At 60.6% G+C, this 26,721-nt stretch carries 33 protein-coding genes; 4 read left to right on the forward strand and 29 right to left on the reverse strand.

Going from position 1 to position 26,721, the window contains the following annotated elements; all coding sequences use genetic code 11:
- The first annotated feature begins 160 nt into the window (after positions 1 to 160).
- Positions 161 to 1,450, forward strand: a complete 1,290-nt coding sequence (locus EDC39_RS01605; protein ID WP_148894339.1) for a homocysteine synthase — start codon at positions 161 to 163, stop codon at positions 1,448 to 1,450.
- A 95-nt stretch (positions 1,451 to 1,545) separates the two neighbouring features.
- Here the strand turns inward: EDC39_RS01605 and EDC39_RS01610 are convergent, their stop codons facing one another.
- On the reverse strand, positions 1,546 to 2,628 hold the full coding sequence (locus EDC39_RS01610) for a 6-phosphofructokinase (RefSeq protein ID WP_148894340.1): 1,083 nt from the start codon (positions 2,626 to 2,628) through the stop codon (positions 1,546 to 1,548).
- A 263-nt stretch (positions 2,629 to 2,891) separates the two neighbouring features.
- On the opposite strand from EDC39_RS01610, the gene EDC39_RS01615 reads away from it, so the two are divergent.
- Both EDC39_RS01615 and EDC39_RS01620 read left to right on the forward strand, forming a co-directional pair.
- Positions 2,892 to 3,422 (forward strand): glycine cleavage system protein R, encoded by a 531-nt coding sequence (locus EDC39_RS01615; protein WP_187426590.1) that lies wholly within the window; start codon positions 2,892 to 2,894, stop codon positions 3,420 to 3,422.
- A 104-nt stretch (positions 3,423 to 3,526) separates the two neighbouring features.
- Positions 3,527 to 3,823, forward strand: a complete 297-nt coding sequence (locus EDC39_RS01620; RefSeq protein WP_187426591.1) for an Imm27 family immunity protein — start codon at positions 3,527 to 3,529, stop codon at positions 3,821 to 3,823.
- 61 nt (positions 3,824 to 3,884) lie between these two features.
- Here EDC39_RS01620 and EDC39_RS01625 read toward each other — a convergent pair whose 3' ends face one another.
- From EDC39_RS01625 to EDC39_RS01650, 6 genes are all read right to left on the reverse strand, one after another.
- Positions 3,885 to 4,778 carry a HAMP domain-containing protein gene (locus EDC39_RS01625; protein WP_148894343.1) on the reverse strand — a complete coding sequence of 298 codons (894 nt, stop codon included), beginning with the start codon at positions 4,776 to 4,778 and terminating at the stop codon, positions 3,885 to 3,887.
- Between the two features lie 69 nt (positions 4,779 to 4,847).
- Positions 4,848 to 5,447 carry a chemotaxis protein gene (locus EDC39_RS01630; RefSeq protein ID WP_148894344.1) on the reverse strand — a complete coding sequence of 200 codons (600 nt, stop codon included), beginning with the start codon at positions 5,445 to 5,447 and terminating at the stop codon, positions 4,848 to 4,850.
- Positions 5,448 to 5,461: 14 nt separating this feature from the next.
- Positions 5,462 to 5,830: a roadblock/LC7 domain-containing protein gene (locus tag EDC39_RS01635; RefSeq protein ID WP_148894345.1), complete on the reverse strand. Its 369-nt coding sequence runs from the start codon at positions 5,828 to 5,830 to the stop codon at positions 5,462 to 5,464.
- Position 5,831: 1 nt separating this feature from the next.
- Positions 5,832 to 6,446: a hypothetical protein gene (locus EDC39_RS01640; RefSeq protein WP_148894346.1), complete on the reverse strand. Its 615-nt coding sequence runs from the start codon at positions 6,444 to 6,446 to the stop codon at positions 5,832 to 5,834.
- Between the two features lie 19 nt (positions 6,447 to 6,465).
- Positions 6,466 to 7,530, reverse strand: coding sequence for a DUF4388 domain-containing protein (locus EDC39_RS01645; RefSeq protein WP_148894347.1), 1,065 nt, complete (start codon positions 7,528 to 7,530; stop codon positions 6,466 to 6,468).
- Positions 7,527 to 8,633 (reverse strand): two-component system sensor histidine kinase NtrB, encoded by a 1,107-nt coding sequence (locus tag EDC39_RS01650; RefSeq protein ID WP_148894348.1) that lies wholly within the window; start codon positions 8,631 to 8,633, stop codon positions 7,527 to 7,529. Before EDC39_RS01650 ends, EDC39_RS01645 begins: the two co-directional genes overlap by 4 nt.
- 233 nt (positions 8,634 to 8,866) lie before the next feature.
- Between EDC39_RS01650 and EDC39_RS01655 the strand changes: the two genes are divergently transcribed.
- Positions 8,867 to 9,397, forward strand: a complete 531-nt coding sequence (locus tag EDC39_RS01655; protein WP_148894349.1) for an O-acetyl-ADP-ribose deacetylase — start codon at positions 8,867 to 8,869, stop codon at positions 9,395 to 9,397.
- Here the strand turns inward: EDC39_RS01655 and EDC39_RS01660 are convergent.
- The 22 genes from EDC39_RS01660 to flgG form a co-directional block, all read right to left on the reverse strand.
- Positions 9,388 to 9,684, reverse strand: coding sequence for an EscU/YscU/HrcU family type III secretion system export apparatus switch protein (locus EDC39_RS01660; protein ID WP_148894350.1), 297 nt, complete (start codon positions 9,682 to 9,684; stop codon positions 9,388 to 9,390). The two genes, EDC39_RS01655 and EDC39_RS01660, sit on opposite strands and share 10 nt — an antisense overlap.
- 2 nt (positions 9,685 to 9,686) lie before the next feature.
- Entirely contained in the window at positions 9,687 to 10,706 is a 1,020-nt protein-coding gene (locus EDC39_RS01665) for a flagellar hook-length control protein FliK (RefSeq protein ID WP_148894351.1), read from the reverse strand.
- A gap of 52 nt (positions 10,707 to 10,758) precedes the next feature.
- Positions 10,759 to 11,466: a PilZ domain-containing protein gene (locus tag EDC39_RS01670; RefSeq protein WP_187426592.1), complete on the reverse strand. Its 708-nt coding sequence runs from the start codon at positions 11,464 to 11,466 to the stop codon at positions 10,759 to 10,761.
- Complete coding sequence (locus EDC39_RS01675; RefSeq protein ID WP_148894353.1) at positions 11,466 to 12,137, reverse strand: flagellar brake protein; 672 nt, start codon at positions 12,135 to 12,137, stop codon at positions 11,466 to 11,468. Before EDC39_RS01675 ends, EDC39_RS01670 begins: the two co-directional genes overlap by 1 nt.
- Before the next feature lie 44 nt (positions 12,138 to 12,181).
- On the reverse strand, positions 12,182 to 12,598 hold the full coding sequence (locus EDC39_RS01680) for a hypothetical protein (RefSeq protein ID WP_148894354.1): 417 nt from the start codon (positions 12,596 to 12,598) through the stop codon (positions 12,182 to 12,184).
- Positions 12,599 to 12,610: 12 nt separating this feature from the next.
- Entirely contained in the window at positions 12,611 to 13,054 is a 444-nt protein-coding gene (gene fliS / locus EDC39_RS01685) for a flagellar export chaperone FliS (RefSeq protein WP_148894355.1), read from the reverse strand.
- Positions 13,054 to 14,427 (reverse strand): flagellar filament capping protein FliD, encoded by a 1,374-nt coding sequence (gene fliD / locus EDC39_RS01690; protein ID WP_148894356.1) that lies wholly within the window; start codon positions 14,425 to 14,427, stop codon positions 13,054 to 13,056. Before fliD ends, fliS begins: the two co-directional genes overlap by 1 nt.
- Positions 14,428 to 14,450: 23 nt before the next feature.
- Positions 14,451 to 14,798, reverse strand: coding sequence for a flagellar protein FlaG (locus EDC39_RS01695; protein ID WP_148894357.1), 348 nt, complete (start codon positions 14,796 to 14,798; stop codon positions 14,451 to 14,453).
- Positions 14,799 to 14,879: 81 nt separating this feature from the next.
- Positions 14,880 to 16,325, reverse strand: a complete 1,446-nt coding sequence (locus EDC39_RS01700; RefSeq protein ID WP_148894358.1) for a flagellin N-terminal helical domain-containing protein — start codon at positions 16,323 to 16,325, stop codon at positions 14,880 to 14,882.
- A gap of 165 nt (positions 16,326 to 16,490) precedes the next feature.
- Positions 16,491 to 18,047, reverse strand: coding sequence for a tetratricopeptide repeat protein (locus EDC39_RS01705; protein ID WP_148894359.1), 1,557 nt, complete (start codon positions 18,045 to 18,047; stop codon positions 16,491 to 16,493).
- 17 nt (positions 18,048 to 18,064) lie between these two features.
- Complete coding sequence (locus EDC39_RS01710) at positions 18,065 to 18,811, reverse strand: class I SAM-dependent methyltransferase (protein WP_187426593.1); 747 nt, start codon at positions 18,809 to 18,811, stop codon at positions 18,065 to 18,067.
- Positions 18,812 to 18,851: 40 nt separating this feature from the next.
- Entirely contained in the window at positions 18,852 to 19,274 is a 423-nt protein-coding gene (locus EDC39_RS01715) for a flagellar assembly protein FliW (RefSeq protein WP_148894361.1), read from the reverse strand.
- A complete protein-coding gene (gene csrA / locus EDC39_RS01720) occupies positions 19,271 to 19,519 on the reverse strand; it encodes a carbon storage regulator CsrA (protein ID WP_148894362.1) in 249 nt (82 codons plus the stop codon). Before csrA ends, EDC39_RS01715 begins: the two co-directional genes overlap by 4 nt.
- 167 nt (positions 19,520 to 19,686) lie before the next feature.
- Positions 19,687 to 20,625, reverse strand: coding sequence for a flagellar hook-associated protein FlgL (gene flgL / locus EDC39_RS01725; RefSeq protein ID WP_148894363.1), 939 nt, complete (start codon positions 20,623 to 20,625; stop codon positions 19,687 to 19,689).
- A 3-nt stretch (positions 20,626 to 20,628) separates the two neighbouring features.
- Complete coding sequence (gene flgK / locus EDC39_RS01730; protein WP_148894364.1) at positions 20,629 to 22,008, reverse strand: flagellar hook-associated protein FlgK; 1,380 nt, start codon at positions 22,006 to 22,008, stop codon at positions 20,629 to 20,631.
- Position 22,009: 1 nt separating this feature from the next.
- A complete protein-coding gene (locus EDC39_RS01735; RefSeq protein WP_148894365.1) occupies positions 22,010 to 22,366 on the reverse strand; it encodes a hypothetical protein in 357 nt (118 codons plus the stop codon).
- Between the two features lie 4 nt (positions 22,367 to 22,370).
- On the reverse strand, positions 22,371 to 22,673 hold the full coding sequence (gene flgM, locus EDC39_RS01740; RefSeq protein WP_148894366.1) for a flagellar biosynthesis anti-sigma factor FlgM: 303 nt from the start codon (positions 22,671 to 22,673) through the stop codon (positions 22,371 to 22,373).
- 175 nt (positions 22,674 to 22,848) lie between these two features.
- A complete protein-coding gene (locus EDC39_RS01745; protein WP_148894367.1) occupies positions 22,849 to 23,160 on the reverse strand; it encodes a rod-binding protein in 312 nt (103 codons plus the stop codon).
- Between the two features lie 12 nt (positions 23,161 to 23,172).
- Positions 23,173 to 24,264: a flagellar basal body P-ring protein FlgI gene (locus EDC39_RS01750; RefSeq protein ID WP_148894368.1), complete on the reverse strand. Its 1,092-nt coding sequence runs from the start codon at positions 24,262 to 24,264 to the stop codon at positions 23,173 to 23,175.
- 19 nt (positions 24,265 to 24,283) lie between these two features.
- A complete protein-coding gene (locus EDC39_RS01755) occupies positions 24,284 to 24,970 on the reverse strand; it encodes a flagellar basal body L-ring protein FlgH (protein ID WP_148894369.1) in 687 nt (228 codons plus the stop codon).
- 2 nt (positions 24,971 to 24,972) lie between these two features.
- Positions 24,973 to 25,920, reverse strand: coding sequence for a flagellar basal body P-ring formation chaperone FlgA (flgA, locus tag EDC39_RS01760; RefSeq protein WP_148894370.1), 948 nt, complete (start codon positions 25,918 to 25,920; stop codon positions 24,973 to 24,975).
- 12 nt (positions 25,921 to 25,932) lie between these two features.
- A complete protein-coding gene (flgG, locus tag EDC39_RS01765) occupies positions 25,933 to 26,718 on the reverse strand; it encodes a flagellar basal-body rod protein FlgG (RefSeq protein WP_148894371.1) in 786 nt (261 codons plus the stop codon).
- Between the last annotated feature and the right edge of the window lie 3 nt (positions 26,719 to 26,721).

Raw genomic sequence — 26,721 nt, forward strand, 5'->3', positions numbered from 1 at the left:
CACCTGTTGCGGTCGCGCCGGCTCTGCTATAGTCTGAACATGGTCCGGTTTGGATCATTTCACACCATAAAACTGTAGAATTGCGGCATTTTTCTTGACTTTGTTTGTATTGTTTGCTTGATTCTTCAACTATCGAATTTCACACGAGGGAGAGATTGCCATGTCAGAAGAAACCAGCTACAGACTCGGCACCAAGGCCCTGCACGCCGGACAGGTCCCCGATCCGACCACCAACGCCCGCGCCGTGCCCATCTACCAGACGACTTCATACACCTTCGATTCGTCGGAACACGCCGCCAACCTCTTCGCCCTGAAGGAAATGGGCAACATCTACACCCGGCTGATGAACCCGACCACGGACGTACTCGAAAAACGCCTGGCCGAACTCGACGGCGGCGTGGGAGCCCTGGCCGTCGCCTCCGGCTCGGCCGCCATCACCCTGGCCATTCTCAACCTGGCCAAGGCGGGCGACAATATCGTCTCCAGCAGCTATCTCTATGGCGGCACCTACAATCTGTTCCACCACACCTTCGCCCGGATGGGGATCGAGGTCAAGTTCGTCGACACCTCCAACCTGGCCGAGGTTGCCGCCGCCATCGACGACAACACCAAGGCGATCTATACCGAATCGATCGGCAATCCGAAGAACAACGTCGACGATTTCGAGGCTCTGGCCCGTATCGCCCACGACAACGGCCTGCCTTTCATCGTCGACAACACGGTCACCACGCCGGTCCTGTTCCGGCCGATCGACCACGGCGCCGACATCGTCTGCTATTCGCTGACCAAGTTCATTGGCGGCCACGGCACCAGCATCGGCGGCGCGGTGGTTGACAGCGGCAGGTTCGACTGGTCGAGCGGCCGCTTCCCCGAATACACCACGCCCGACCCGAGCTACCACGGGCTGGTTTTTCACGAGGCCCTGGGCGAGCTCGCCTACATCCTGAAGATGCGCCTTACCCTGTTGCGCGACATGGGCCCCTGCCTTTCCCCGTTCAACGCCTTCCAGTTCCTCCAGGGGCTGGAAACCCTGCATGTGCGCATGCCGCGCCATTGCGAAAACGCCCTGGCGGTGGCGAAGTTCCTCGAAGGGCATCCCTGCGTCAGCTGGGTCAACTATCCCGGTCTCGAAAACCATCCCGACTACGAGCGGGCCCGCAAGTACCTGCCCAAAGGGCAGGGCGCCATCCTCGGCTTCGGCATCAAGGGCGGCGCCGAAGCGGGCGCAAAGTTCATCGACAACGTCAAGCTGGCCAGCCACCTGGCCAATATCGGCGACGCCAAGACCCTGGTCATCCATCCGGCGACCACCACGCATCAGCAGCTCTCGGCCGAAGAGCAGCTGGCTGCCGGTGTCACTCCCGACTTCGTCAGGGTTTCGGTCGGCATCGAGGATATCGAGGACATCATCGCCGATCTCGACCAGGCTCTCAAGGCCAGCCAGGGGTGAGACGGCAATTCCCGATTTCGACCCGAGCCCGGTTACGAAAGTAGCCGGGCTCGTTTATTTTTGTAGTCTGGGAGAGGTTCGAGCGCAGATCCTTTTTACCTGCCACAGCAGATCCCCAGCGCCTCGGCGGTGGCGACGAGCTGGCCGTCGGGATCGACCAGCCGCAGGTGGTTGATGGCGTCTTTGACCGGGACGGAGACGATCTGCTGCCCCCTGAGGGCGACCATTTTGCCGAATTCCTTGCGCCGGATCAGTTCGACCGCCCCGACGCCGAAACGGGATCCGAGGATCCGGTCGGTATGGGTCGGTGTGCCGCCGCGCTGGACATGGCCGAGCACCACGGTCCGGGTTTCGATGCCCAGTCCCTGTTCGATCTGGTGCGCCACCATGGCCCCGACGCCGCCAAGGCGTTCGACGCCGGCGTTCTGCTCGGCGCTGACGGCGACGACGCGGCTTCCTTCCTTCGGCAGGGCGCCTTCGGCGACGACAACGACCGAGAAGTTGCGCCCCAGTTTCTTGCGGGTTTCCAGTTTGTGAAAGACGGCGTCGAGGTCGTAGGGGATCTCCGGCAGCAGAATGACGTCGGCGGAGCCGGCGATGCCGGCCTCGAGAGCGATCCAGCCGGCGTAACGCCCCATGACTTCGACCACCATGGCGCGACGGTGGCTTTCGGCGGTCGTGTGCAGCCGGTCGAGGGCCTCGGTGACGATGTGGACGGCGGTGTGGTAGCCGAAGGTGGTGTCAGTGGCCGCCACGTCGCAGTCGATGGTCTTGGGGACGAAGACGCAGGGGATGCCGAGCTCCATCAGCCGCTTGCCGATGCCGAGGGTACCGTCGCCGCCGACCATGACCAGGGCGTCGGCCCCGGTCTTGCGGAAATTCTCCACCACCCGGGCCGAGAGATCCCGCACCACCTTGCGCCCGTTCTCCTCCAGCTCGTAACAGAAGGGATTGCCCTTGTTGGTGGTGCCGATGATGGTGCCGCCGCGCGACAGGATGCCCTTGACCTGGTCCAGCCCGAGGGGGATCGGATCCCAGCCGTGCACCAGCCCGTCGAGGCCGTCGCGGATGCCGATGACCTCCCAGCCGTACTGGTAGATGGCCGAGCGGACGACGCCGCGGATGACGGCGTTGAGGCCGGGGCAGTCGCCGCCGCCGGTGGAAATGGCGATTTTCATCTCATGACCTCCGTTGTCGGTTGGTTTGAACCTGCATCTGAAAAATATCAGTATAACTTTTCGACCGGATGCGGGCGAAAATTGAGCCCCGCCGAATAATCCGGATTTCTTGAAGTCGCCAGACGATGCTGATAAGCTGCTGCAACCGGACCTGTGGCCGTGCGGTCGGCTCGGAGAGAGGATTCTGGCCGAGGGACGCCCGTTCTACCCGGTACCGAAACCTTGACTTTCTCGATTTGCCCTGGTTTCAAGGAGAGACAGAGATGGAAAAACGCTTCATCATGACCGCCTTCGGGCGTGACCGTGTCGGCATCGTCGCCGATGTCACCCGCATCCTTTTCGAGAACGGCTGCAATCTCGAGGAGACCAGCATGAACCAGCTGGCGGACGAGTTTGCCCTGATCTTGCTGTTCAACAGCCGGCAGGAGGATGTTGAGGCGTTGCTCGAGCGCGAGACGCGACGGCTCGAGCGGGAAAAGGGGATTTCCGCCTTCGTCCGGCCGCTGAGCAAAAGGAGCCCGGTTGCCGGCCGGGGTGGCGCGGCGGCGGTCGTTCATGTCGAAGGGGTCGATCAAGCGGGCATAGTCTACAAGGTGAGCCGTTTTCTCGCGGACAACGGTGTCAATATCGTCGATCTGAAATCGAACGTGGTTGCCTCACCCGGCAGCGGCACGACGCTCTATCTGATGGACATCCATGTGCAGCTTCCCGAGGGCGCTGACAGCTCCAGGCTTGACGAGGGCCTGCAGCGGGTTGCCGATGAACTGAATGTCGATATCGGCCTGGAGGTCTGAGAGTTGCCGTTGAATTCTGGTGAAGGCAATCTTTTCGGCGGCATTGGGAATGATTATCTTGCTGTTGCGAGATTCCGCCCGGAGGTTGAGAGATGGATGCAGCGATGGAACGAGACTGGCGGTTGAAGGAAAATGACCGGATTCTGACCGGTCTCTGGCTCGATCTGGGCAGCCGGATGGAGAAGGACGCGACCTGGCAGCGGATTCTCTGGTTGACCAGCGACTATCTGCAGCCCGTGGCGCAGGATGACGAGCGGCGGACCATCCTTTACCGGGATCCCGCCGATGGGCGCTACTGGGAGCTGCTTTTTCCCCGTCCCGAGCTGCCCGAAGGCGGCCCGCCGACCCTGCGGGTACTGGACGAGGAGGCTGCCAGGGAGGGATACCAGTTGAGAGAATAGACGGTTTTGCCGATGCGAACAGAAGGGCCCTCACCGCAAGGTGAGGGCCCTTCTTGTTACATCAGGATTTACGGCTCAGGCGATCCATTGCCATCTTCAGGCTGATGCGCAGCCGTTCGAGCACGTCGGCCAGCTGGGCGATTTCGTCTTTGCCCTTGGCCTCGATCTTCTGGTCGACCTTGCCGTCGGCCAGTTGTGAGGCGATCCGGGTGAACCGGGTCAGGGGCTTCATGGTGCCGTTGACCACGACGAAGACGGCGATGATGGAGACGGCCAGGATGCCGGCCATGATCATCAGCAGGGTGGCCTTGAGCCTGGCCTGGGCCATGCGGGTCTTGTTGAGCGAAAAGCCGATGCGAAAAGCTCCCCAGTGCTTGCCCTTGACATAGATGGGAGCCGAGATGTCCCACATGGTTTCGCCGGTGTCGCGATGATAGACCTGAAGCAGGGTTTCCCGGGTGTTCTTGGCCGCTTTGATGCCAACGGGGTCGTTGAAGATCCTCTTGGTTCGGTTGCCGACCAGGTCTTTCTTCTTGTCGCCGGTGATCGGTTGCTGATAGCGGGTGTTGTGGGTTGGCAGATAGCCGTTGATGTCGACGGCGACGGCGAAGACGACACTCTCGTCCTTGAGGAATTCGTCCTCCAGGGCAAGGATGGCCTTGTCCATGTAGGAGTCATAGACCGTATGGTATTTTGGCGGGTCGAATCCCGGAATGGGAACGTAATTGGTGTCGAACGCCTCCCTGACGGTGAAGACGCCGTTGTCGATGGCTTCTTCGAGCACCCTGCCCACCATCCTGGCGCCGACCAGGGCCTCGATCCGTCCGCGTTCGAGGAGCTGGTCCTCGAGGCTCTGGCTCTGCTGGGTGATGACGTAGAAGGAACCGGCGGCCATCACCACGAAAATGACCAGGTTGACCAGAACGGCGACCCTGGTGCCTACCCGATTGAACATTGCATTGACCTCCTTGAAATGAAATGAAGCCGGCCCTGACAGAGGGTGAAAAAACTTATATCCGGCAGTCTACTTCTTGTAACCGATGCGCAGGGCCCCCCAGTGCCGGCCGCGAACGAAGATGGGCACTGACAGGTCGGCCATCGTTTCGCCCGTGTCACGGCTGTAGTGCTGCACCAGGTAGGGTTTGATGTTGCGCGCCGCCGCCAGGCCGGTGCGGTCGTTGAAGATCCGTTTGGTCCGGTTGCGCCTGGTGTCGACGTCCGGATCGCCGGTCAGCGGCTGTGAATACTTCGCATTGTGGGTCGGCAGATAGCCGTTGCGATCGACGGCCACGACGAAAATGTATCGTTTTTCCCGGGCCAGGCAGTCGTCGAGAATCGGCCGCAGGATGCCGTCCAGTTTCTGGTCGTACTGGGTGTGAAACTTCTGCGGATTGGTATTGGGGATGGGGATGTAGAAGGTGTCGAAGAGCTGCGCCATCGTCAGCTGCCCCGATGTGAGCAGCAGTTCGAACTGGTCGATGATCTGCGCCGAGCACTCGCGGGCGTCCCGCAGGGCCTTTTGGTCGAAAGAGCTCAGGTTGTCGGCCGCCGGCGCCGCCGGCGGCGACAGAATCAGATAGAGCGCAATCACGGAATGAATGATAATCCTGCCGGGAACGGACATCGGTTTGGCCTCCTTCAGTTCCTGGGGGTCCGGGGTTTGAGGGTGGCGAGAAAGCTGCGGACATCCTGCGCCAGTTTCTCACTGTCGCTGTCAGGCCGTTGGATGATGCCGAGAAAGTATCTGTCGAGCTTGAACAGGGCGAGATGCTCCTTTTCCTTGCGTCTGAGCATGAGGGTGTCGATTTGGCTGAAGCCGAGGGCCCGGGCGATGCTGTCGGCCTGCAACCCGCAGAGGGTGGTCAGGGCCGCCAGGTCGTCCGGATCGTCCAGATTGTGGGTGATGACCCGGCCGTCCCGCCGTACCAGAACAAAGGAGGCGACGCCGTCGATCTGGCTGATGCGGCGGGCGAAGCGCTCACTTGCCGAAGCTTTCCGCGTGTCCATCTCAGCTCTTTCCCTTCAGTTCCGCGGTGACCAGCTCGCGGTAGCGGGCCGCCATCTCCTCGTCTCCGATCTCCCGCACGATGACGCTCAGCAGGCCGTTCAGCAGGTTGTCGCCGCCGGCACCGGTTCGTCTGACTTCGGTCAAGGCTTCGTCAAACATGATGCTGGCCATGGGACCGACGACCTTGGCCAGCAGCCGGCGCATTGTTTCCGCCGCTTCGGGCAGCGGCTCGTCGGGGAGCAGGGCATCGGTTCTGGCCGCTGCCGTCTGGCTTCCGGAAACTGCCGGCTGAAAGTTTTCCATCGCCAGGTTGAGGGACATGCCCAGCAGGTTCATGTTGATCGCCGGATCACAGAGGATGGCCAGGCAGGTATTCTGATCGATGGGCCGGCAGACGATGGCGGTTTCCTCATACTGGAGGGTCAGGTCGGACAGATCGGGAAAGTTGAGTCGTCCGGCGGCCAGAATCTTGGCCAGCAGGCGGCCGATTTCGTTCAGTCGATCCGTCTTGAACAACCCGGGTAGACTGTTGGCGACCAGCCCCTTTCGGGAATGGTAGCAGCAGGCGCCGATGACGCCCGGGATGGACTTGATTTCGGTTACGAGCTGCTGCATGGTGTGCCTCCTGCCCAGATCAGGCCTCGTGGGCCAGCGTTGATTTCAGTTCGGCGAAGACTCGGGCCGGTTTGGCCCCGGGCTGCAGACTGGTCGCCACCCTGTAGGGCGGGTGGGCGAAAAGGATGGTCTTGCCGCCGTCGCCTTGGATGAGCATGTAACGCAGGTTGCCGCAGGCGAAGAGATTTTTCATCTCCGAGCAGATGCTCAGGTAGTAGGACGGATCGAGATGGGTGATGGAGCAGGGGGGCGAACTGTGCCGTTCGAGAAAGTTGTGCCCGTCGAAAACGGCGTATTCCCTGATGCCCGGATGCTCCTGCAGTGCCCGGGTCAACGCATCGAGCCGACGGGTTTCGTTGCTGGCGTCTTGCGTTGGGCTCTCGGGCGTTTCTCCGCCGGTTTCTGCGGCATTCCTTGCCGCCTCGTCCTTCAGGCGGAAGGCTTCCATGAGGATGAACTCGAGTGACGCATCGACCCGTTTCTGCTGCCTCCGGCAGATGTCGTCCATCTCGATTTCGGCCTCGTCCCAGGCCACGATCTGCAGTGCCGCCTGTTCCCCGCTCCGGTCTTTCGTATCGGCGTCGATCAGTTCGCCGCCGCGCAGATAGAGATAGCCGGCACGTCCGCGGCTGTGGACCTTGAGGGTACAGGTCTTCTTCTCCATGTGGATGAGCTGGAGAAAGGTCGACAGCGAGATGCCCTTGATGTAGCTCCGGCCGGTTGCGGTCAGCGCCCGGTCGATGGTTTCGGCCAGCAGGTCGATGTCGAGGGGTTTCTCCAGGTAGTGCAGGCTCGAATGGCTGGAGAGGCGCTCCTCGATTTCCGGCGTGCCGAAAGCGGTCATGACGATGACCGGCAAGGTCGGATAGCTTCGGGAAACATGGGCCAGAAGCTGAAAGCCGTCCATCACCGGCAGCTTGAGGTCGGTGACCAGCAGATCGATCTTTTCGCCGCTCAATATCTGCAGGGCTTCCCGCCCGTTGCCGGCCAGAAACAGCCGGTAGCCCTTTCCCGTGGCCAGCAGACCGTCTTTGAGACTGAGCAGAAAGGGTTTTTCGTCGTCGACCAGCAGTATGTGCTTCATGTGAGTCCCGATGTCTCCATGTCGTGCGCAGGAAGGGTGGACGGTTCGTTCCTGTCGTGAAGAGGCAGGGCGATGACGGCACGGGTGCCGATCCCTTCGCGGCTGGTGATCTCCAGGCTGCCGTTCATCTTGGCCAACAGCTTCTGGGTGATGACCAGCCCGAGGCCGTTCCCTTCCGGCTTGCTGGTGCAGAAAGGCTGAAAGAGCTGTGTCAGCTGTTCTTCGTTCATGCCGCAGCCGTTGTCTTCGACTGTCAGCCAGGCGAGGCTGCCGTTGCCCTGGGCCTCGATGCGGATGCATGGAGACGGCCGGCCGGCCAGGGCATCGGCTGCATTGGTCACGATATTGAGCAGGGCGTGGTGCAGGGCCTGCGGATCCATCAGTACCAGGATCTCTTTGGGGGGAAGGACGGTCAGCAGGCGGATGTTTTTGGCCTCGAGATCACGACGGATAAGCGACGAGAAGTGTACGATGAATTCTTTGAGCGGCTGAGGCCGGTTGTCGACCTTTTCAAACATGCTGAAGCTTTTGAGCGACTTCAGCAGGTATTCCATGCGCAGGATTTCGTGGTAGATTCGGTCGATGTACTCGGTAATGTTTTCGCGGCTGAAATGATCCAGGTTCTTGCGCAGGACCGATGCGGTCATCTTGATGGAGTTGAGCGGGTTGCCGATCTCATGCCTTATGCCCGAAAAGATGAAACCCAGATTGTCCATGGTGTTGACCGCCTGGGCGATCGATTCCAGCCGGGTCTTGCGGGTGATGTCGCGGACGAGCAGGCAGAGATGTTTTTCCGCCACGGGGTAGATGGTGTAGCCGAGAATCTGCCTGCCGTGGTTGATGGTGCCGGGTTTGGCGCCGTGGCGGCTGGCGTCATCGATGCCCGGGAAGAAACCGGCGACGGTGTTGAAGCTGGGGGCGTCTCCCAGGTCGGGCAGGATCTTGCCGAGGGCCGGGTTGGCGAACAGCATACGGCGTTGCTGCGGGTCGAGAATGAGAATGCCCATGTCGAGGTTGCGCAGAACCTCGGCGTAGGTCCAGTCTTTCTCGACCGTTCCGGAAACGGCGGATTCATCGCTGTGGGTGTGGTTGCGGATAATCATATAACTGGTGTCGCGCGGCAAGCAAAACAAACGCCATTATAATGATTAAAACAACATGGGCAAGAAAAAATCGCCTAATCTGTTGGAATAAAAATAAAATTCATTTCGCGGTGCGATGGACGATAAATTTTAATCGTAATTTGTCGTTCATTGTTGAAAAAAATAATCCGGAGTTTCATTTTGCTGTCTGGCGGCAGGGTGGACGTTCCGGCGACAAACGGAGGTGACTGCTCATGCGTTACAGGCTGGTTTTGGGGGATATCACCCGGCTGAAGGTCGATGCGATCGTCAATGCCGCCAACCGGACGCTGCTGGGAGGCGGCGGTGTTGACGGCGCCATCCATCGGGCCGCCGGACCGGAGCTGCGCGAGACTTGCCGTCGTCTGGGGGGCTGCGAGACCGGCGATGCCAAGATGACACCCGGCTTTGCGCTGCCGGCCGCCCATGTCATTCATACCGTCGGTCCGGTGTGGAAAGGGGGCGGTCGCGACGAAGAGGGGCTGCTGGCGTCCTGCTACCGCAATTGCCTGAGGCTCGCCCTGGAGAACGGTTTGCGAAGCGTCGCTTTTCCGTCAATCAGCACCGGCGCCTACGGATTTCCCGTCGAGAAGGCATGCCGGATTGCGCTGAACGAGGTCGCGGCTTTTGTCGATGTTCACGCCGACGCATTCGACGAAATCGTTTTCTGCTGCTTTTCGGCCTCCGATCGCGACGTTTATCGCGTGCTCATGCAGGAGTTGGGGCTGGCTTTCGATCAGGCCTGAGGAGATTCCGTGCTGTCGGCGAAGCACCGGTTGAGGCGGTAGACAAAGGCGAGAACTTCGGCGACCGCCTGGTAGAGATCTTCCGGGATTTCCGTATCGAGGGGCATTCTGGCCAGCACTTCGACCAGATCGCCGTCGGCGACGATGGGGACGCCGGCATTTTCCGCCGCCTGGATGATCCGGCGGGCCAGTTCGCCTCTGCCGGTGGCGACGATTTTCGGTGCCCTGTCTTTCTTCGGGTCGTAACGCAGCGCGGTCGCCAGGTGTTCGTTCGCCTGTCCGGTCATCGTCAGATCCTCGTGTCGAGAACGCCGCGGGTTCCGCCAGTCAACAGATGCAGCAGATGTCGTTCCGGCTGCACCCTTCCCCGGGTCAGATGCATGGAGCGCAGTCCCAGGGGGGTCAGGGCGTCCTGCAGTTCCTGCCGGAACTCTTTCACGGCGGCCAGAACCTCTTCCCGCTCTACTTCCAGGCGCAGATCGAGTCCGGATTCGTCTTTCAGCAGCTTGATGTCGACCGTGCCGATGGCGCTCATGCTGAGCAGAATGCGCAGTCGGTCCGTTTTCTGTCCGTCTTTGTCCTTCGGCCGCCCCTCTTCGTACAGCAGGTAGCCGTAGTCGATGAAGGGGAGGGGAAGCGGGAGAAAAAAGAGCCCGTCCCGGGCCAGTCTGGCATGAAAAAGCTGCATCGATTCAAGCAGTTGCATTGAAAGCCTGACCTCTTCTCGAGGGTGTTCCGAACCCTCTGCCTGCAACCTGAGCAGCAGTCCTTTCAGGCAACCCAGTGCTTCGTCCGTTTTGCCATCTGCCAACTGTCGTTCGAAGTCGAGCCCCAGAGACTCGAGGATGGTGCGCAGGATCCGGCCGTCAACTCTTTCCGGCTCTTCCAGGGCGCGGTGCATGGCCGCCAGGAAAGCCCGGGCAGTGTCCGGTACCTTGTCCGGCGAGAATCCGTTTTTTTCCGATAGCAAACCGAGCAGATGTTCAACCTGCAACTGGCGGCCGACCAGGTGCAGCACCCGTCGTATGTGGTCGTCCATGGACGGAAAGAGCAGTTTGAGTACGAGCCCTTCACCATTTTCGGCCAGCTGCAGGTCGAGTTTCTGCCCCTTGGCGAGGGGGACTTCCGTCTCGACCCAGTACGTTTTGCTGTCGACCTGCAGCAGCACCCTTTCCAGACCGCCCTCGACGACCGATGCCCGGACGATCTGGTCACGGCGCAGATTCTGCTCCCGGCTTTCTCTGGACAGCACGGCGCCGGGATTGGCGGTGGGGGCCGCGGGCGCGGCCAGCGGATTGATCAGACTCATGACTTTCGTATCGGCTGCCTTGCGGCAAAGGTTTACCCGGAGGATGAAAAGGTCAGGTTTTCCCGCCGTTTTCTTTTTCGGTCAGGCTCGGGCTCAGGGCTTCGCCGAGCAGCCTGATGCGATCGGTCATGACGCGAAACTGTTCGCGGATGAAGAATGTTTCGATGATATCGGAATCTTCGCTGGAGAGATTGAGAAAGGCGACGGCTATTTCCTGTTTGCCGGCACCCTTGGGAAGGGCCCTGATGATCTGGCCCGTAACCTGAACCGGGCGAAAAGCATGACCGGGGAGGCTGATCTCGAGATTGACTTTTTGGCCGGGATGAAAATGATCGTCGGTCAGAAAGCAGATGCCGCTCGTGCTCAACGTCACCTGACGCGGTTTGGCCTTGCGCAGGCGGGACCAGGCGCTGTGGCCGGTCCATTCCCGAATGCGGACCCGGGCCTGGATGCGGCATGATTTTCGGGTCGATTTGTGGGTCTGCCTGTCCCTGAGGGTCAGCGCATAGCGGCGGGGACCGAGAATCCGTACCAGTCCGGCATGGTAGAGGTGAACCCTGTCACCGAGCTCCTGGGTCAGAACCCATTCCTGGTGGTCGTCGATGGCCGGTTCGTTCTCGTCGGTTTTCTGTATTCGGATGATCAGGGGATCGGCTGTCTCTTCCACTGCTCCGTCGAGGGTGACCCTGTTCCCCCTGGCGATGGGAATGGTGACGCTCAACAGGCTGCCTTCTTGCAGGTCGGAAGCAAGATCCTTCATCATCCGGCTCCATGTCTGTCATCCTTGACCCGGACTCTTTTGCGCAGCTGTTCGCGCTGGCGGGCGAAACAGTAGGAGATGATCTTGTCGCGATCCTTGGGGGAGATGTCGAGAAAGGCGACGGCTACCTCCATGTGTCCTCCCCGTTTTTCGTCGATGCGGACGACCTGGCCAACGCATTCGGCGTCGATTTCCGTCAGGTCACCGAAACAGAGCTTGACCATGATCTTGTCGCGCAGGCGCAAATGGGTACTGGCAGGAAAGCGGATGCCGCCGCCGCTCAGGTTGACCCTGGTCTTTTCGGCGGCGTGTTCCTCGTCCTGGTCGACGGGGCGGTAGAGCAGGGAGAGCTCGGTGTCGATACGGAAATATTCCCGTTTCTGCCCGCTCGAAAAGCTCTCGACATTGATCAGGCGCAGTTTGCCGGATGCCGACAGGCTGTCGATGCGGGCCCTGACGATATAAACCATGTCGCTGACATCGAAGGAGAGGGTGCATTGACCTTCGAGGTCGAGCTCTTCGGCCGGAAGCTGGTCGGGGAAGAAGGAGACGTCAAAAAAGCCGTTCTCGACGCGTTCGGGGATGCAGTCGAGACTCAGGGTGCGGCGTCCGATAAGGGGAACGTTGATGCGCACCACCTGGTTGTCGGCCAACAGTTCGATCGTCTCCATGATTCAGACCTGCCGGAATTTCCGGCGTATGGCATGAGCGAGAGTCAGAAATTGACGTGGACAACCTGTCCTCTCCGGGGGCCGGCGCTGCGATAGCCGGTCATGGCCGCACGTCCCAGACGGTTTTGGCGCAGTTCATTGTCGAGTACGACGATCTTACCTTCGATCCGGTCGACCAGCAAGCTGTTGACCCTGGCCACATCGGCAAGCAGCTCCCGGCGTATGGCAAGAAGATCTTCCGGCAGACTTTCCAGTCCGGTCTGCTGCACCAGACGCCTCAGCTCGCCGTCGAGCTGTTTTGCCCGGTTCTGCATCTGTCCGAGACTGCGCAGCGACTCTCTGACGGCGAATGTGGTGGTTTTCGGCATGTCGGCGTAGAGTTCTTCCATGAAGCGCAACATGTGCCGGTAGTGTTCGTTGCAAACTTTCATCAGTTCGTAGAGGCTCTGTTCCTGTTTCATGGACGCTTGCTCCTAGGGCATCATCTGCGCGTATCCGGCCGCGGCATTCTTGCCTGCACGTTCGGCCCGTTTTTCGGCCTGCTGTTGCTGGTAGGCCTCGATGGCTTCGGTCCAGGTGGCTCGCAGTTCGCGCAGCAGGGATTCGACATTTTTCAGCGGTGCCGGATCGTTGTTCAGGTTGGCCCTTGACAGCTCGCGCACCATGAAATTGTACAGGGCATCGAGATTCTCGGCGATTTCGCCGCCGATCTGGTGGTCGAGGGTGTCGGAGAAGGTGGTGATGATATGCATGGCCTTGCTGATACCTTCGGCCTTGGCCACCATGTCGCGGTTGGCCAATCCCTTGATGGCGCGGACCGTGTGACGGATGGCGGCGTCGTAGAGCATGATCAGAATCTGCTCGGGGGGTGCCTGATTGACCTGATTCTGCTGATACTGGTTCCAGAAGGCATTCATTATTTTTTACTCCACATGTTTTGCAGCATGGTCATCTGTTGGGTCAGGTAATCGCCCTGCGCGTTGAGGGCGCTCACCAGGGTTTCCATGGCGTTGAACTGGTCGAGCAGACGCTGTTCCCGTTTGTCGAGGCGGTCCTGAATGCGCTCGATATTGGCATTGATCCGTTCGATGGTGCGGTTGATGCTTTCCTCGCGCGAGGTGAGAAAACCGGTGCTGTCATCGGTCAGGGATTCGAGCGTCGTTTCGAATTTGGTCGCTATGCCCTCGGTGGTGTCGTTGCCGGCAAGCAGGCTGACGATGCTGTCGAGGTCACGGTCGATGGCGTCGGACAGCTGGGTGTCGTCGACTACCAGGGTTCCGTCCCGCTGGGTCTCCAGCCCGAGGTCGGCCAGGCTCTGGAAACTGCCGCCGGTATCGACTACGGTGGTGAGCAGGTTCTGCAGACGACGCTTGATGCTGTTCATGCCGGCATCGCCCGCCAGCACTCCGGCGTTTTGGCCGTCCTTTGCCGACTGGCTGGAGACGAACGTCATGATCTTGTTGTAACTGTCGACAAAGGACTTGATCTTGTTCTTGGTGGCGTCCCGATCGATTGTCACGGTCAGGGTTGCCGTGGTGGCGCCGCCGTCGGCCTGGTCGACGCTGAAGGTGACGCCCGGAATGGCGTCGGTGAAGACATTGCTGTTGCTGTAGATGTCGACACCGTCAACCTGAACGTGCGCCTGGCTCGCCTGTTGCGTTTCGGTCAGAACGGGATTGGCGTAGCTGCCGCCGGTCAATCCCGAAAAGTCAATGTCGAAGCCGACGTCGGCGGGATCGCCTGCCGTCTTGCCTGAGACCACCAGCCGGTACGGGCTGGTGGTCCCGTCGTTGATGATGGCGGCCATGATCCCGAGATTGGCGTCGTTGATGGCGCCCACGATCCCTTCCAGGGAGTTGTTGGTGCTGTCGATGGTGATGTCGTGACTTACGCCGCCGACAGTGACGGTGATGGTGCCGGTACCGAACGACGCGGCGGTCTTGTCGGCATAGCCCTGGGAGATATCCTTCTCCACCTGGGCGAAGCTGAACGACTTGATCTGGTAGCTCCCCTCCATGGCGGAGGATGTGGTCGTGCTGACCGAAACCAGGGGCTCACCGGTTACCTGGCTTTTTCGTCCCTGTAGGTCGTCCGCCTTGGCAAGATCCCTGACCTTGCCGAGCAGTTCCGTCAGCGCGTTGCCCAGAGTTTTGTAGGCGTCGAGACGGGCGTTCTGGTAGTCACGGTCGAGCTTGAGGGTCTCGACCGGTTTGCGTTCGACCTCCATCAGCCCGTCGATGAGGGACGCGGTGTCGATACCAGTTGCCAGACCGTTGAAGTTGATCGTCATGTTGTGATGCCTCTTCGCCTTCTTCAGCTTTCCATGTCGACCATCAGGCCGCGCAGATCCTGCAGGGCCTTGATCGACTTGAGCAGCTCTTCGTTCGGTATCTGGCGAATGACTTCGCCTGTTTGGCGATCGACAACCCGGATGACCAGGGCGTTGACATCTTCGTTCATTTCAAACCGGACGCTGTACTGGCCGTCTTGGGAGAGTTCCTTGATCCTGTCGAACAGTTCCTCGGAATTGACTTTCTTTTCCGCTTTTTCGGGGTCAGGGAGATCCTGTACCGGCAACCGGTCCTGACGGACCTGCTCCGCCGGTTCCTGGGTTTTGGGAGGACCGAGCCCCCCTCCCGGTGTAATTGCCGTGATGCTCATGCCAGCCTCCCTTCGCTAACCATCCGTCTGTTCAGGAAAGGGCGGGGGCCGCCGATCCGGCCCCCGTACCCAGCTTCCCGGTTACTGCAGCAGAGACAGGGCCAGCTGCGGAGCCTGGTTGGCCTGAGCCAGAACCGCGACACCGGCCTGCTGCAGAATGTTGCTCTTGGTCATCGATGCCGTTTCCTGAGCGATGTCGGCATCGAGAATACGCGAACGGGCGGCCGAGAGATTCTCGGCAACGTTCTGCAGGTTGGCGATGGTGGTTTCGAAGCGGTTCTGCACCGCACCGAGGTCGCCGCGGATCGAGTCGATGGAGCCGAGAGCGGAGTCGATGCGCTTGATCGCCTCCTGGGCGCCGCTGGCGGTGGAAATATCGACCGAGTCAAGGCCTTGGGTATCCTTAGCGATGCCGGCGGCGGTGAAGCCGATGTCGGCCTGGGTACCGCCGATGGCGATGGTGTCGAGGGCCGAGAGTTCGATCTTGCCGCGCAGGGTGTCGCTGGCGGCGGCCGCGAAGTCGCCACTGCCGTTGTTGATACCGTCGGTGCCTGTGGTGAAGCCGGTGCCGCTCTCCTCGACCACAATGTTGCGGCCATCGGCAGCGGTCAGGGTCAGGGTGCTGCCGTCAGAGCTGGCGATGACGCCGGTCTGGCCGGAAACGGCGTTGATGGCATCGCGAACATCGGTGACGCTGAGGGCGGTCGACACGTCGGCGTTGTTGTAGACCGTCACGCCGTTCACCTTCAGGGTGTAGGTGTCACCGCTGGTGCCGCCGACGGCGGCGAAGGTCGTGTTGCCGCTGGTGGACGCCGTGGCGGTAAGACCGGCGATACCGGCGTCATTGATGGCTGCGGCCTTGGCGTAGGCCGAGTCGCCGCCACGGTAGGTCGTGTCGGTGCTGTGGGCGAAGTTGGCACTGTTGGCGATGTTGTAAGTAGCGCCGCCGCCGACGGAGATGGTGATGTCGGTAGCGTTGTTGGCGCTGACCTCGCTGCCGGTCCCCTTGGCGATGAAGCCTATGCTGGCGGCCTTGGCGCTGCCGATGGTGAAGGAGATGGTTTCACCGGCGTTGGCACCGACCTGGAAGGTCGCCCCGGAGAAGGAACCGTCGAGAACCCGGCGGCCGTTGAAGGTGGTGGTGGTGGCGATGCGGTCGAGTTCGCTCACCAGCTGGCTCACCTCGGCCTGCAGGGACTTGCGGTCGGAGCTGCTGTTGGTTTCATTTGCCGACTGCAGGGCCAGTTCACGCATGCGCTGCAGAATGTTGGTGCTCTCCTGCAGGGCACCTTCCGCCGTCTGGGCCAGGGAAATACCGTCGTTGGCATTGCGGGCGGCCTGGTTCAGGCCGCGGATCTGGGCCGTCATCCGGTTGGCGATGGCCAGGCCGGCGGCGTCGTCCTTGGCGCTGTTGATGCGCAGACCCGAAGAGAGGCGCTGCATCGATTTGGCCAAGGCTCCCTGAGACTTGTTGAGGTTACGCTGGGCGTTGAGAGAAGAGATGTTGGTGTTGATTGTCAGTGCCATTGTCCATTTCCTCCGTGAAGTGTTTTTTGGCGGGCTTCCGTGCCCGCTTTGGAACAGTGTGTCGAACCTCCATGGGGCGGCCACAATCCACGTTAGATGGTCAACCTCCTTGGCCAGGTATTCCCCGCGTTCACCGTCACGTATCGGTTGTTGCCGGAAATGGCTTTAGTTTTTTCTGGAGACAGGGGTAGGAAAGAAGCGGGTCAGTGCCTGGGAAATGGTGCAGAACAGTGAAGAGGGGGAGGCGTATTGGCTGGAACGGCGGAACAGGCGCAGGGAATCGTACCAGGGGGACGTTTCCAATGGCGAGAACCAGCGCCAGTCGTGAGCTTTGGGGAGAAGAACCCAGCAGGGGGTGCCGACGGCACCGGAAAGGTGTACCGTGGAATTGTCGATGGAGATGACCAGATCGAGTCTTTGCACCAGAGCGGCGAAGCTTTCGAGGTCGGCCATGGGGTCGATGCCGGGCAGCTGTACGATTGGCAGCCCGCTTGCTTCGAGCTCGGCTTGGCAGTCGCCATATTGCAGGTTGATCCAGTGTGCCTCGAATCCTTTCAGCAATGGGGCCCATTGCGACAGAGGGATGGAACGGGTCGCCCGGACCCTTGGTTCCCGCCCCCCACGCCATGACAGCCCGATGAGGGGTTTGTCCTTCGCGACCAGGGTGGCGAGCTGCCGGTCAATTTGCTCGGCCAGCTTCGGGTCGACCATCAGTCGGGGGGACGGTGTCGGAAAATGCTGCAGGTTTGTCCGGAAAAGTGAAGGAAGGTCCCCGGCAAACAGGGCCAGATCGATGTCGGTCTTTGCCGGAAGGGGATCGTTGGCGGTACAGATGTGAATCCCGGGGAAAGAGCGTCGCAACAGTCCGGATAGGCGGGGGTCGCATTCCACTGTGCAATGCCGGGCCACGGCCATCAGATCGGGCAGGCAGGTAGCGAACATGATCTCGTCGCCGATCCCCTGCTCGCGCCGGATGAATAGTCTTTTCCCGGCCAGGTTCTCTCCCTGCCACATGGGGTAGGGAACAGGTCTGACCGGATTGGCAGCCATGAATGCCTGAGAACGCCAGCGCCAGCTGTATTCCCGCCAGCCAGGTTCCAGCTTTCCGGTCACCAGCAGGCTGCCGGCCAGGTTGAAATGCAATTCTGCATCCTCTGGAGTTATTGCCAGGGCCTTGCGATAGATGGGGATGGAGTCTTCGAAATCTCCTCTGGTTTTGACCAGGGTTGCCAGGTTGTTCAGTAGCTCTGGGTGGTCAGGTTCCTGTTCGACGGCTTTGCGCAACAGGGTGATGGCTTCGTCGAGCCGGTCGAGGTCGCGCAGGACAATGGCCAGATTGGCGCGGGCATCGTTGCGTTTCGGAGCGAGTTTCAGCGTTGTGCGGTAGTGTCGTTCGGCTTGCTGCAGATTGCCCAGATGTTGCAGACAGACCGCAAGGTTGAAATGCGCGTTTTGGTCATCGGGTGCCAGCTGCAGGGCCTTGCTAATGAGTTCGGAGGCTTCCTCGAAGTGTCCGGTTTGGCTGGCGACAACCCCAAGCATGTGCAAAGCCTGGGCGCAGGACGGTTTTTGACGCAGGATGTCGCGGTAGATGCGTTCCGCCGTGACCAGGTTTCCCTGCTCGTGACAGGTTATGGCCAGGTTCAGGGCGGCTTGAATTTCGGGCGGGTGTGCGGTCGGCCTTTTGCTTTTGGCCGATTTTTTTCTCACTTTGGCAGCCATGTGCAAAAGCAGATCGCTCAGCCGTCGGCAAACCTGAGCTGTGGGCAGAATTGAGGATAGGTTTGTAGATTTTTTGACTCAATATTGGCCGGCACCTGGATTGCGGGCCGCGGCAGAATGTAGCAGCCAGGATCACCCCAGTTGAACATGGCTTCTGTAATTTCACGACCCTGGGTTGCCGGAAAGGGAAAGTAGTCCTGAATTCCGGCGAACTCGTACCCGGCATCGGCACCATGAGCCGATGATTTGCCTCTTTCCGGATGGATGGCTTCCTTTTTTCGGACGATGAGACTGGTTTCGAAAGTTCCCAGAATCTGCGCTTTGCTGCAGTCGAAACCGGCCATGATCAGATGATAGCAGAGCAGGGGGATGCTGAAATTGTTGATGTGTCCCGAAATCAGGCGTTCGCGTGGGTGGTAGGGGACGGTGAGAGCCAAAATGCCCCTTTCGGGAAGCAGGCTGAAGACCTTGTCGAGAAACAGGCCGACATTGCGTTGATGCTCGAGAACGTGCGAACACCAGATGACGTCGAAGCGACGATCGAAGTCGATTTCGAGAAAATCACCGCAGTAATCGGCCTGGTGGAACAGGTCAACACTGTACACCTGTTTGCCGAAATACTCGAAAAACCGCTTGTGTTCACCAGAACCCGAGCCGATGTCGAGTACCGTCTGGAACCGGTAGGAACTGAGCAGTCGAAAAATGGTGTGCACGCCCCAGTCGAGACGAAAGTTGAGGGGGGCCGAGTCGGCTCCCGCTTCCATGCGGGATTTTTTCGTCCTGCTCTTTTGGCACATGGTTGTGTCAGACGGTCGGCAGCGGGGTGCGGGTGTTGTAGGGGGCGCCTTCGAGTATGACCTGCAGGCAGCGGTTGGTTTCCGGGGCAAAGAGAAGCGGCGCAGCCAGGTTGAGGGTGACCGATTTGTCAGGGTGGATGGTGACAATGGCGAGGGCATGGGCCTGCTCGGGGCGCGCAATGTTCAGCTTGGCCATTTCGGTCTTGTCGGGAACGACCTTGTAGTCGAGGAAGAAGTTGCCCGGTTCGGTGAGCAGAAAGGCGATGTCCTTGTCCTCGACACTCTGGATCCAGAAGAGGAGATTTCCTTCCCGGTTGGGCATGACGACGAAGTCGCGCAGTTGTTCGAAGCCGATCAGGCCCTCGGGAAAGTGGATAAGGTTGGCTTCCTGGTATTCGATATCCCCGAATCGGGTGCCGGTGATTTTCATGGCCGCGGTTGTTTTTTGTTTGTGTCGAGTTTTCGGCTCAGGGCTTGCAGATCCACAGGTTCCCATTGCGTCGCCTTCCGGTTTTCGTTGGTGATCCGTTCGTAGACCTCGAGACGATGGATCTTCTTCGAACGCGGCGCGTCGATGCCCAGTCTGATGCTGTTGCCGCGCACTTCGACGACGGTGATCCTGATATCGTCTCCGATGATGATTCCTTCTCCGCTTTTGCGAGTCAGTACGAGCATCCTTGCCCTCCATGGCTCTTATCGGCCATATCGTTCGTTTCGTTTAGCAGGATGTTGGAGAAAATCGGTTGTGGCAGGCGATGCGATTTTTCCAGTTCCATGTCAGGTGATCCGTTTCCGGTCCGACCAGGACGGGCACCGGTGTCCCGTGTTGGCTCCGGCCGGTTTCAGAGGTAGTTGAGTATCGACAGTTCCGAGATTCTGCCGGTGACGGCGAGGGCGGCCTGCAGGGCCGATTCCTGCTTCTTCAGGTTGGCGATGGTTTCGACCAGATCGGCGTCCTCGTAGCGGGAGAGAATCTCGCGCATGCGGATTTCCATGTTTTCCATCCGTCCCAGCGCTTCTTCGAGTCGGCTGCCGTTGTTCCCCATGATGCTGCGATGCCGCCGCACCTGTTCCATGCTCGACTCGAGACCGGACATTTCCGCTTCGATTGCCGCCGAATCGTTATTGCGCAGGGCATCCTCGAGGCGTTTCATAACCCCGAAGACGTCGGTGCCGTCGGGGTCGGTGACACCGTCATTGTCGGCATCGCCCAGCAGCAGGGCATTGCCGGTGATATTGACGCGGGTTACCTCGCCGGGCCCGGTCGCCAGGTTGAAGGCTCCGTTGTCACCGTTGTACAGGACCGGGCGTGGATCGTTGACCGGATCGTAGGCCGGGTTTTCGACAAAGGGTCTGGTATGGATCTGGTGCCCCGAAAAGAGGTACTTGCCGTCGAACTGGGCGTTGCCCATGTCGAACAGTTCCTTGCGCAGCTGGGCCACCTCGTTGGCATAGGTCAGACGGTCTTCGGCGTTGAGGCTGTCGTTGACCGCCGCGATGGAGATTTCCTTGGCCCGCACCAGGATGTTCTCCATGTTGTCGAGATAGTAGTCCTGGTTGTCGATCCGATCGATGCCGGCGTTGATGGTGCGGGTAAAGCGGTTGGCGCTGACGATATCGGCGCGGGCGTAGAGGGTCGGCCGGATGGCCGAGGGATCGTTCGAGGGGCGCTGCAGCTTCTTGCCGCTGGCCGTCTGCACGCGCAATTCCTCGAGACGGGAGTTGATCCGGTTCAGGTTCCCGAGCAGGCTGCGGTAGGTTGTTCCCATGGTAGCGCGCATGGTTTACCTCTTGATCATCAGAACGCTGTCCATCATTTCGTCGACCGTGCTCAGAAACTTGGCCGAGGCCTCGAACGCCTTCTGGTACTGCAGCAGGTTGATCATCTCTTCTTCGATGGAGACGCCGACCGTGGACTCGCGCAGGTTCTCCAGTTGATCGAGGCTGTCCTGCAGTCCGCTGACCGCCAGTCTGTTCTGGCTGGCTTCGATGCCTATCGTGGAGGTGATTTTGCCGTACCATTCGGTATAGGTATCGGTGCCGTTGACAAAGCTGGTGTCCTTGAGAGTGGCCAGCTGCAAGGCGTTGCCGTTGTCTCCGGGGGCGCTGCTGACACCGGCGGCCACTTCGGTGGTGCTGGTGACAGCGACCGCCATCAGGGTGGCGGCGCCGCTGACAGCGGCTGGCTGGACGAAGAAATCGCGGCCGCTGACGCCATCCAGTCCGCTGCCTGCCCGGTGCAGGCCGTTGACCTGGGTGGCGAGATCGTAGGCCAGCTGGTCGAGGCGTCCCTGCAGGTCCGGAATCAACTGGTCACGGGTGTCGAGCAGGCCGCGGAATTCACCGCCCCAGCCGCTGCGTGGAACCTTGAGGGAAGCCGAACTGGTGTTGACGTTGATCTGCACGCCACCGGTGGTGTGAACCGTTTCCAGCTGCAGGGCGATCCCCCCCTCGACCAGGGGGAGTCCACCGGGAAGTTGCAGGGAGATCATGCCGACCTTGTCCTCGACGGCGGAGACGCCGATCTCCCCGGCCAGTTCCTTGATCAGCTGGTCGCGCTGGTCGCGTTCGGCATTGGCCGCGTGGCCGGCGTATTCGACGGTTGAAATCCTCTTGTTCAGATCGGCGACCTGCCGCAGTTTCAGGTTGATGGTGTTGACCTTGCTGACGAGCGTGTTGTCGATGTTGCCGCGAATGTCTTCCAGGCGATTCCAGGCCGTGTCGAACGATTGCGACAGACGCTGTCCGTACTGGATGACCAGTTCACGTTCGACGCTGCCGTCCGGGTTGGTCGAGAGTTCCTGCCAGGCGTCGAAAAAGCGGTCGATGTCGGCGACCAGGCCGGTGTCGTCGATGGGCAGGGAACCCTCGATTTCGGCAAGCGGCGAGGTCTTGGCCTTTTCCTGCCCGAAATCGGCGTTTTTCTGGCGGATTTCGCCGGTGAGAAAGGCGTCGTGGGCGCGTTCGATGGAGCCGACCCGCACTCCCTGGCCGATGAAGAAATCACCGAAGGCGAGAGTCGGGTAGGGGGTCAGGTTGGGGGTCTGTCGCGAATAGCCGGGGGTGTTGACGTTGGCGATGTTGTTGCCGACGACCTCGATGGCCTTCTGCTGGGTGGTGATGGAGGTTTTGGCCGCGTTCAGAGCGTTGACGATACCACCCATGTCAGACCTTCCCGGAAAGGAGTTTTCCGCCGCCGGTGATTTCGACTCTCTGGCCGGCCGGGTTGTAGGCGGGTTCGGTCATCTGGCGGCTGTAGAAATTGAGCATGTCCCGCACCCAGTTCAGCGAAGACCAGAAGAGGTAGGCGTTGCGGCGGTTCTCCTCACGGATGGTTTCCGCCAGCGCCTGTTCTTCGGGATCCTGGCTGCCGAGGTCGAGTTCGCGCAGTTCGGCCAGCAGCCTGTTTTTTGCTTCGGCCAGACGGACAAGTTCATCGGTATCGAGATCGATGGCGCACTGGCGCTCCTCGAGGATGAGCCCGTGGAGCTGTTCCATCTTTTCCCTGGCTGTGGCATTCATCGGATCAACGGTCCTCGAAGATATACTTGAGCAGACTTTTGGCGACCTTTTCCGGATCGGGATCGTAGCTGCCATCGGCCACCTGCTGTTTCAGCCTGGCCACTTTTTCGGCTCGGGCGGCGTCGTTGGCCGGTTCCGACCGATCCAGCCGGGCGGCCTCGCGGGCGAAGGAAGATATTTTGACTTTGTCGACCGCGGGTGTGGTTTCGCCGGCAACCTTGTTCTCCTTGCGATCCGGTTGCGTGTTCGGTTCCCCCATCCTGCCCGTGTTGATCAATGGTTTTCCGGTGTGAATCTTGACAGTCATGATGTCCACCTTTGTTGGCAATGCCTTCGGGGCAACGGCTCCATCGGGAGCAGTGGTAAAGAGTTGGCAATGGCAGTTGATTCTTTACCTGATCCTCGTATCGACGCAAGACGGCGTCAAGTTTAGCAAAAAATCACAGAAAAGAGCAGGGGCATTCCCGGGGGGGCTGCTGTCCCTAGGGAATCCTGTTTTTGGTCTGTTGACGGCTCAGCCGTTCGTACAGGGTCCGGCCGATGCCGAGGCCGTTGCCCCGACCGGCGATTTGCCGGGCGATTTCGATATCCATCATCTCCCGGTAGATGTCTCTGCCGGCGTCCTTGTCCAGCAGGCCGCTGTCGGGCACGGTCGCGTGCATGCCCTTGAGCATCGACTGGATGAACAGGGCCTCGAATTCGCGGCAGGCCTGACGCAGTTCGGCGTTTTTGTCCGATGTTTTTTCCCCTTTTCCGAATGAAAGTTCAGTCGGAAGAAGACCGGGGATCTTCATGCTTTACTCCCGTCAGAGAATGACCAGTTCGGCATGCAGGGCGCCCGATGCCTTGATCGCCTGCAGAATGGCGATCAGGTCGCGTGGCGAGGCGCCGATGGCATTGAGTGCCCGGGCGATTTCGGCGATCGATACCCCCATGGGCAGAACGACCAGCTCACCGCTGCCTTCACTGACTTCGATGTCCGTTTTCGGGCTGGCGACGGTCTTGCCTCCGGGAGCCAGCGCCTGAGCCTGGGAGACCTCGGTTTGTTCGTTGATGACCAGGCTGAGGTTGCCGTGCGAAACGGCGACGGTATCGATACGGACATCCCTGCCCATGACAATGGTGCCGGTCTTTTCGTTGACCACGATCCGGGCGGGAGCGTCCGGCTGGATCTCGAGGTTTTCGACTTCGCTCAGGAAACCGACGAGCCGTCCCCGGTAGGATTCCGGCAGGCGGATGCTGACGCTGGCGCCGTCCCTCGGACGGCATATGTCGGATCCGAAATGTCTGTTGATCGCCTGCGCGATGCGGGCGACGGTGGTGAAATCGTTGTCGTCCATCCGGTAGGTCAGCAGGCCGTCTGCCGGCAAGTCAATCCGGACGCCCTGTTCGACTATGCCGCCTGCCGGTATGCGTCCCACCGTCGGGTGGTTTTTCTGCACCTTGGCGGCCTTGCCGCCGAAGGAGAGGGAACCGACGACCACCGGCCCCTGGGCGACGGCGTAGATTTTTCCGTCCGGTCCCTGCAGGGGAGTGAGCAGCAGGGTGCCGCCGGCGAGGGATTTGGCATCGCCGATCGACGAAATGGTGACGTCGACTCTGTTGCCGGGACTGGCGAAGGGAGGCAGCTGCGCCGTCACCATGACCGCGGCGACGTTGGAAATCTTGACGTCGTTCCGGTTGACGGTAATGCCCATGCGGTCGAGCATGTTGACCAGGGACTGAATGGTGAACTGGGTGCTTTTGCTGTCGCCGGTTCCGTTGAGACCCACGACCAGTCCGTAGCCGACCAGCTGGTTGGAACGGACACCGTCGAGATGGGCGACGTCCTTGAGGCGTACCGCCTGGGCGGGAAGGGCGAAGATGAGTGTCAGAATGATGATGCTCAGATACCGCATGGACGAAGCCTCCCGAGCCTCAGAAGGGCCAGATGTTGTCGAGAACCCGGGTCATCCAGCCAGGCTTCTGCTTGTCGCTGACCACACCCTTGCCGGTGTAGGCGATGCGGGCGTCGAGAATGTATTTCGAATCGACGATGTTGCCGGAGGTAATGTCGGTCGGCCGCACCAGTCCTGTCAGCTGGATGTACTGGGTTTCGTTGTTGACCGTGACCGCCTTGTTCCCTTCGATGCGCAGGTTGCCGTTGGGCAGCACTTCGACCACCTGGGTGGTCAGGGTGGCGACCAGGTCTTCCTTGCGGGTGGTCTTGCCGCCGCCCTGGAAATCGTTCTTGTAGCTGGCCGACAGGAGCTTGGCCGGGTCGATGCCGCTGGCCAGGTGAGCCAGGTCCTTCTCGAAACGGAAGAATTTGGTGATGTCGGCCGAGATCGAACTCGAACGGTCCGTTTCTGTCGTGGCCTCCTTGCTTGCGCTTGCCCGTTCGTAGATGGCGACGGTCACGATGTCGCCCACCCGCCGCGCTTTCAGGTCAGTAAACAGGTCGCCGCCGCGATCGGCCCAGATCGAGCCGGCCGGCCGGTCTGGTGGGGGCGGGGACGGCGGAGCCGGAATGGCGCCCCGAAGCTGTGGGGGCGGTGCCTGCGGCGGTGGAGCGCAGGCCGCGAGCGGAAGGACAAGAGCTATCATCAGCCAGGTTCTCTTCATGGTCAGAACTCCACCCTGACCTGCCCGGGTCCGGTGACCCGGCAGAGTATGATCTTCTGTGATCCGATGTTGCGTACCGGGATGGTTTCGCCCGGTTTGCCGTCCCGTTTGGCGATGCCCTTGGCGGACAGACTGAGGGCACCGCTTCTGAGAACGATGGTGACCGGTTGGCCACGCCTGACGACGGGCGGTGTTGCGACCACGCCGTGGGTGAGGACGTCGCCACGGCGCAGGGAGCGTTTCAGTTTCTTGCCCGGCAGCTCTTCCATCTGAAAAAACGGCTGGTGAAGACGGTTGATCTCGCGTTCGGCCAGGGTTACGTCGTCGGCGCCGAGCAGCGTTCCCCTGGGCAGATCCCGGGTCAGAACGGCAACCCTGGCCCGGCCGACGACCTCCCCCCGAACGGTCAGGTTGCGTTCGACCCGGCCGTTGACCCGGAAGATCAGGTTGAAGCTGCGGGTCTTGAGCAGGTCGGGATCGGACGGACGCACCTCGCTGCGCAGCTCTCCCCTCGGCAGAACGAAGGGGGGCGGGAACTGCAGGTTTTGGAACGAGAGCCGGACGCCGGGGTAGTTCCGGCTCTGTTTGACAAGGTAGTCGTCGAGGATCCGGCGCAGGCGTTCCGTTCCGACGCGGATGCCGCCTCTTTTCACGACAACGACATCGGCACCGGTAAATACGCTGCCGGACAGGTCCGGATCGATCTGGAGAAGCCGCTGGCGCAGTTCAAGGCTGTCGATTCTGACTTCCTGCCCCGGTCGCGGAGCCGGTCCCAGGCGCAGGTTCTCCAGGTAGGCTTTCATGTTCCGGTCCGCCTCGATGTCGGCGATCTCTCCCAGGGTCAGTTCGCTGCCATCGATGATAGCACGCTGGCGCCAGTCGATGGTCAGCGCCTGCGCGGCGCCGGTCGAGAACAGAAGGAGCAGGATGCATGAAAGCCAGGATTTCATCGTTGCGATCCGTCAGGCCAGGTTGTTGGTCATCTGCAGCATTTCGTCGGCGGTCTTGATCGCCTTGGAATTGATCTCGTACGCCCGCTGGCCGGCGATCATGGCCACCATTTCCTCCATGACGCTGACGTTGCTCCCTTCGAGATAGCCCTGGGAGATGGTGCCCAGACCGAGTTCTCCGGGAATGCCCGTTGTCGGTGCGCCGGAGGCCGGGGTTTCCTTGAGCAGGTTGCGGCCGATGCTGAACAGGCCGGCCGGGTTGCTGAAGGTGGCCAACTCGAGCTGGCCGATCTGGCTGCCGGCCGAGCTTCCGTCGAGGAAGGCTTCAACGGTTCCGTCTTCGTGGATGGCTACCCGGGTGGCATTCTCGGGGATGGTGATCTCGGGGATGACGGGATAGCCGTCGGAGGTGACCAGGCGGCCGGTGCTGTCCTTCTTCAATGCGCCGGCGCGGGTGTAGACCGTTTCACCGTTGGGCAGCTGCACCTGGAAGAAACCGTCGCCTTCGATCGCCAGGTCGAGCTCGTTGCCGGTCTGAATGATGTCGCCCGGGGTGAAGATCTTCTGCACGGCTGCAGTCCGGGTTCCGAGCCCGATCTGAATGCCGGTTGGAACTTCCGTTCCGGTGCTGCTGGTGCCGCCGGCATTGCGAATGGTCTGATAGAGCAGGTCCTGAAAATCGGCCCGGCTCTTCTTGAAGCCGGTGGTGTTGACGTTGGCCAGGTTGTTGGCGATGACGTCCATGTTGAGCTGCTGGGCTTCCATGCCGGATGCCGCGATGGAAAGCGCCTTGATCATGGT

This window comes from Geothermobacter ehrlichii (assembly GCF_008124615.1).
Taxonomy (GTDB): Bacteria; Desulfobacterota; Desulfuromonadia; order Desulfuromonadales; family Geothermobacteraceae; genus Geothermobacter; species Geothermobacter ehrlichii.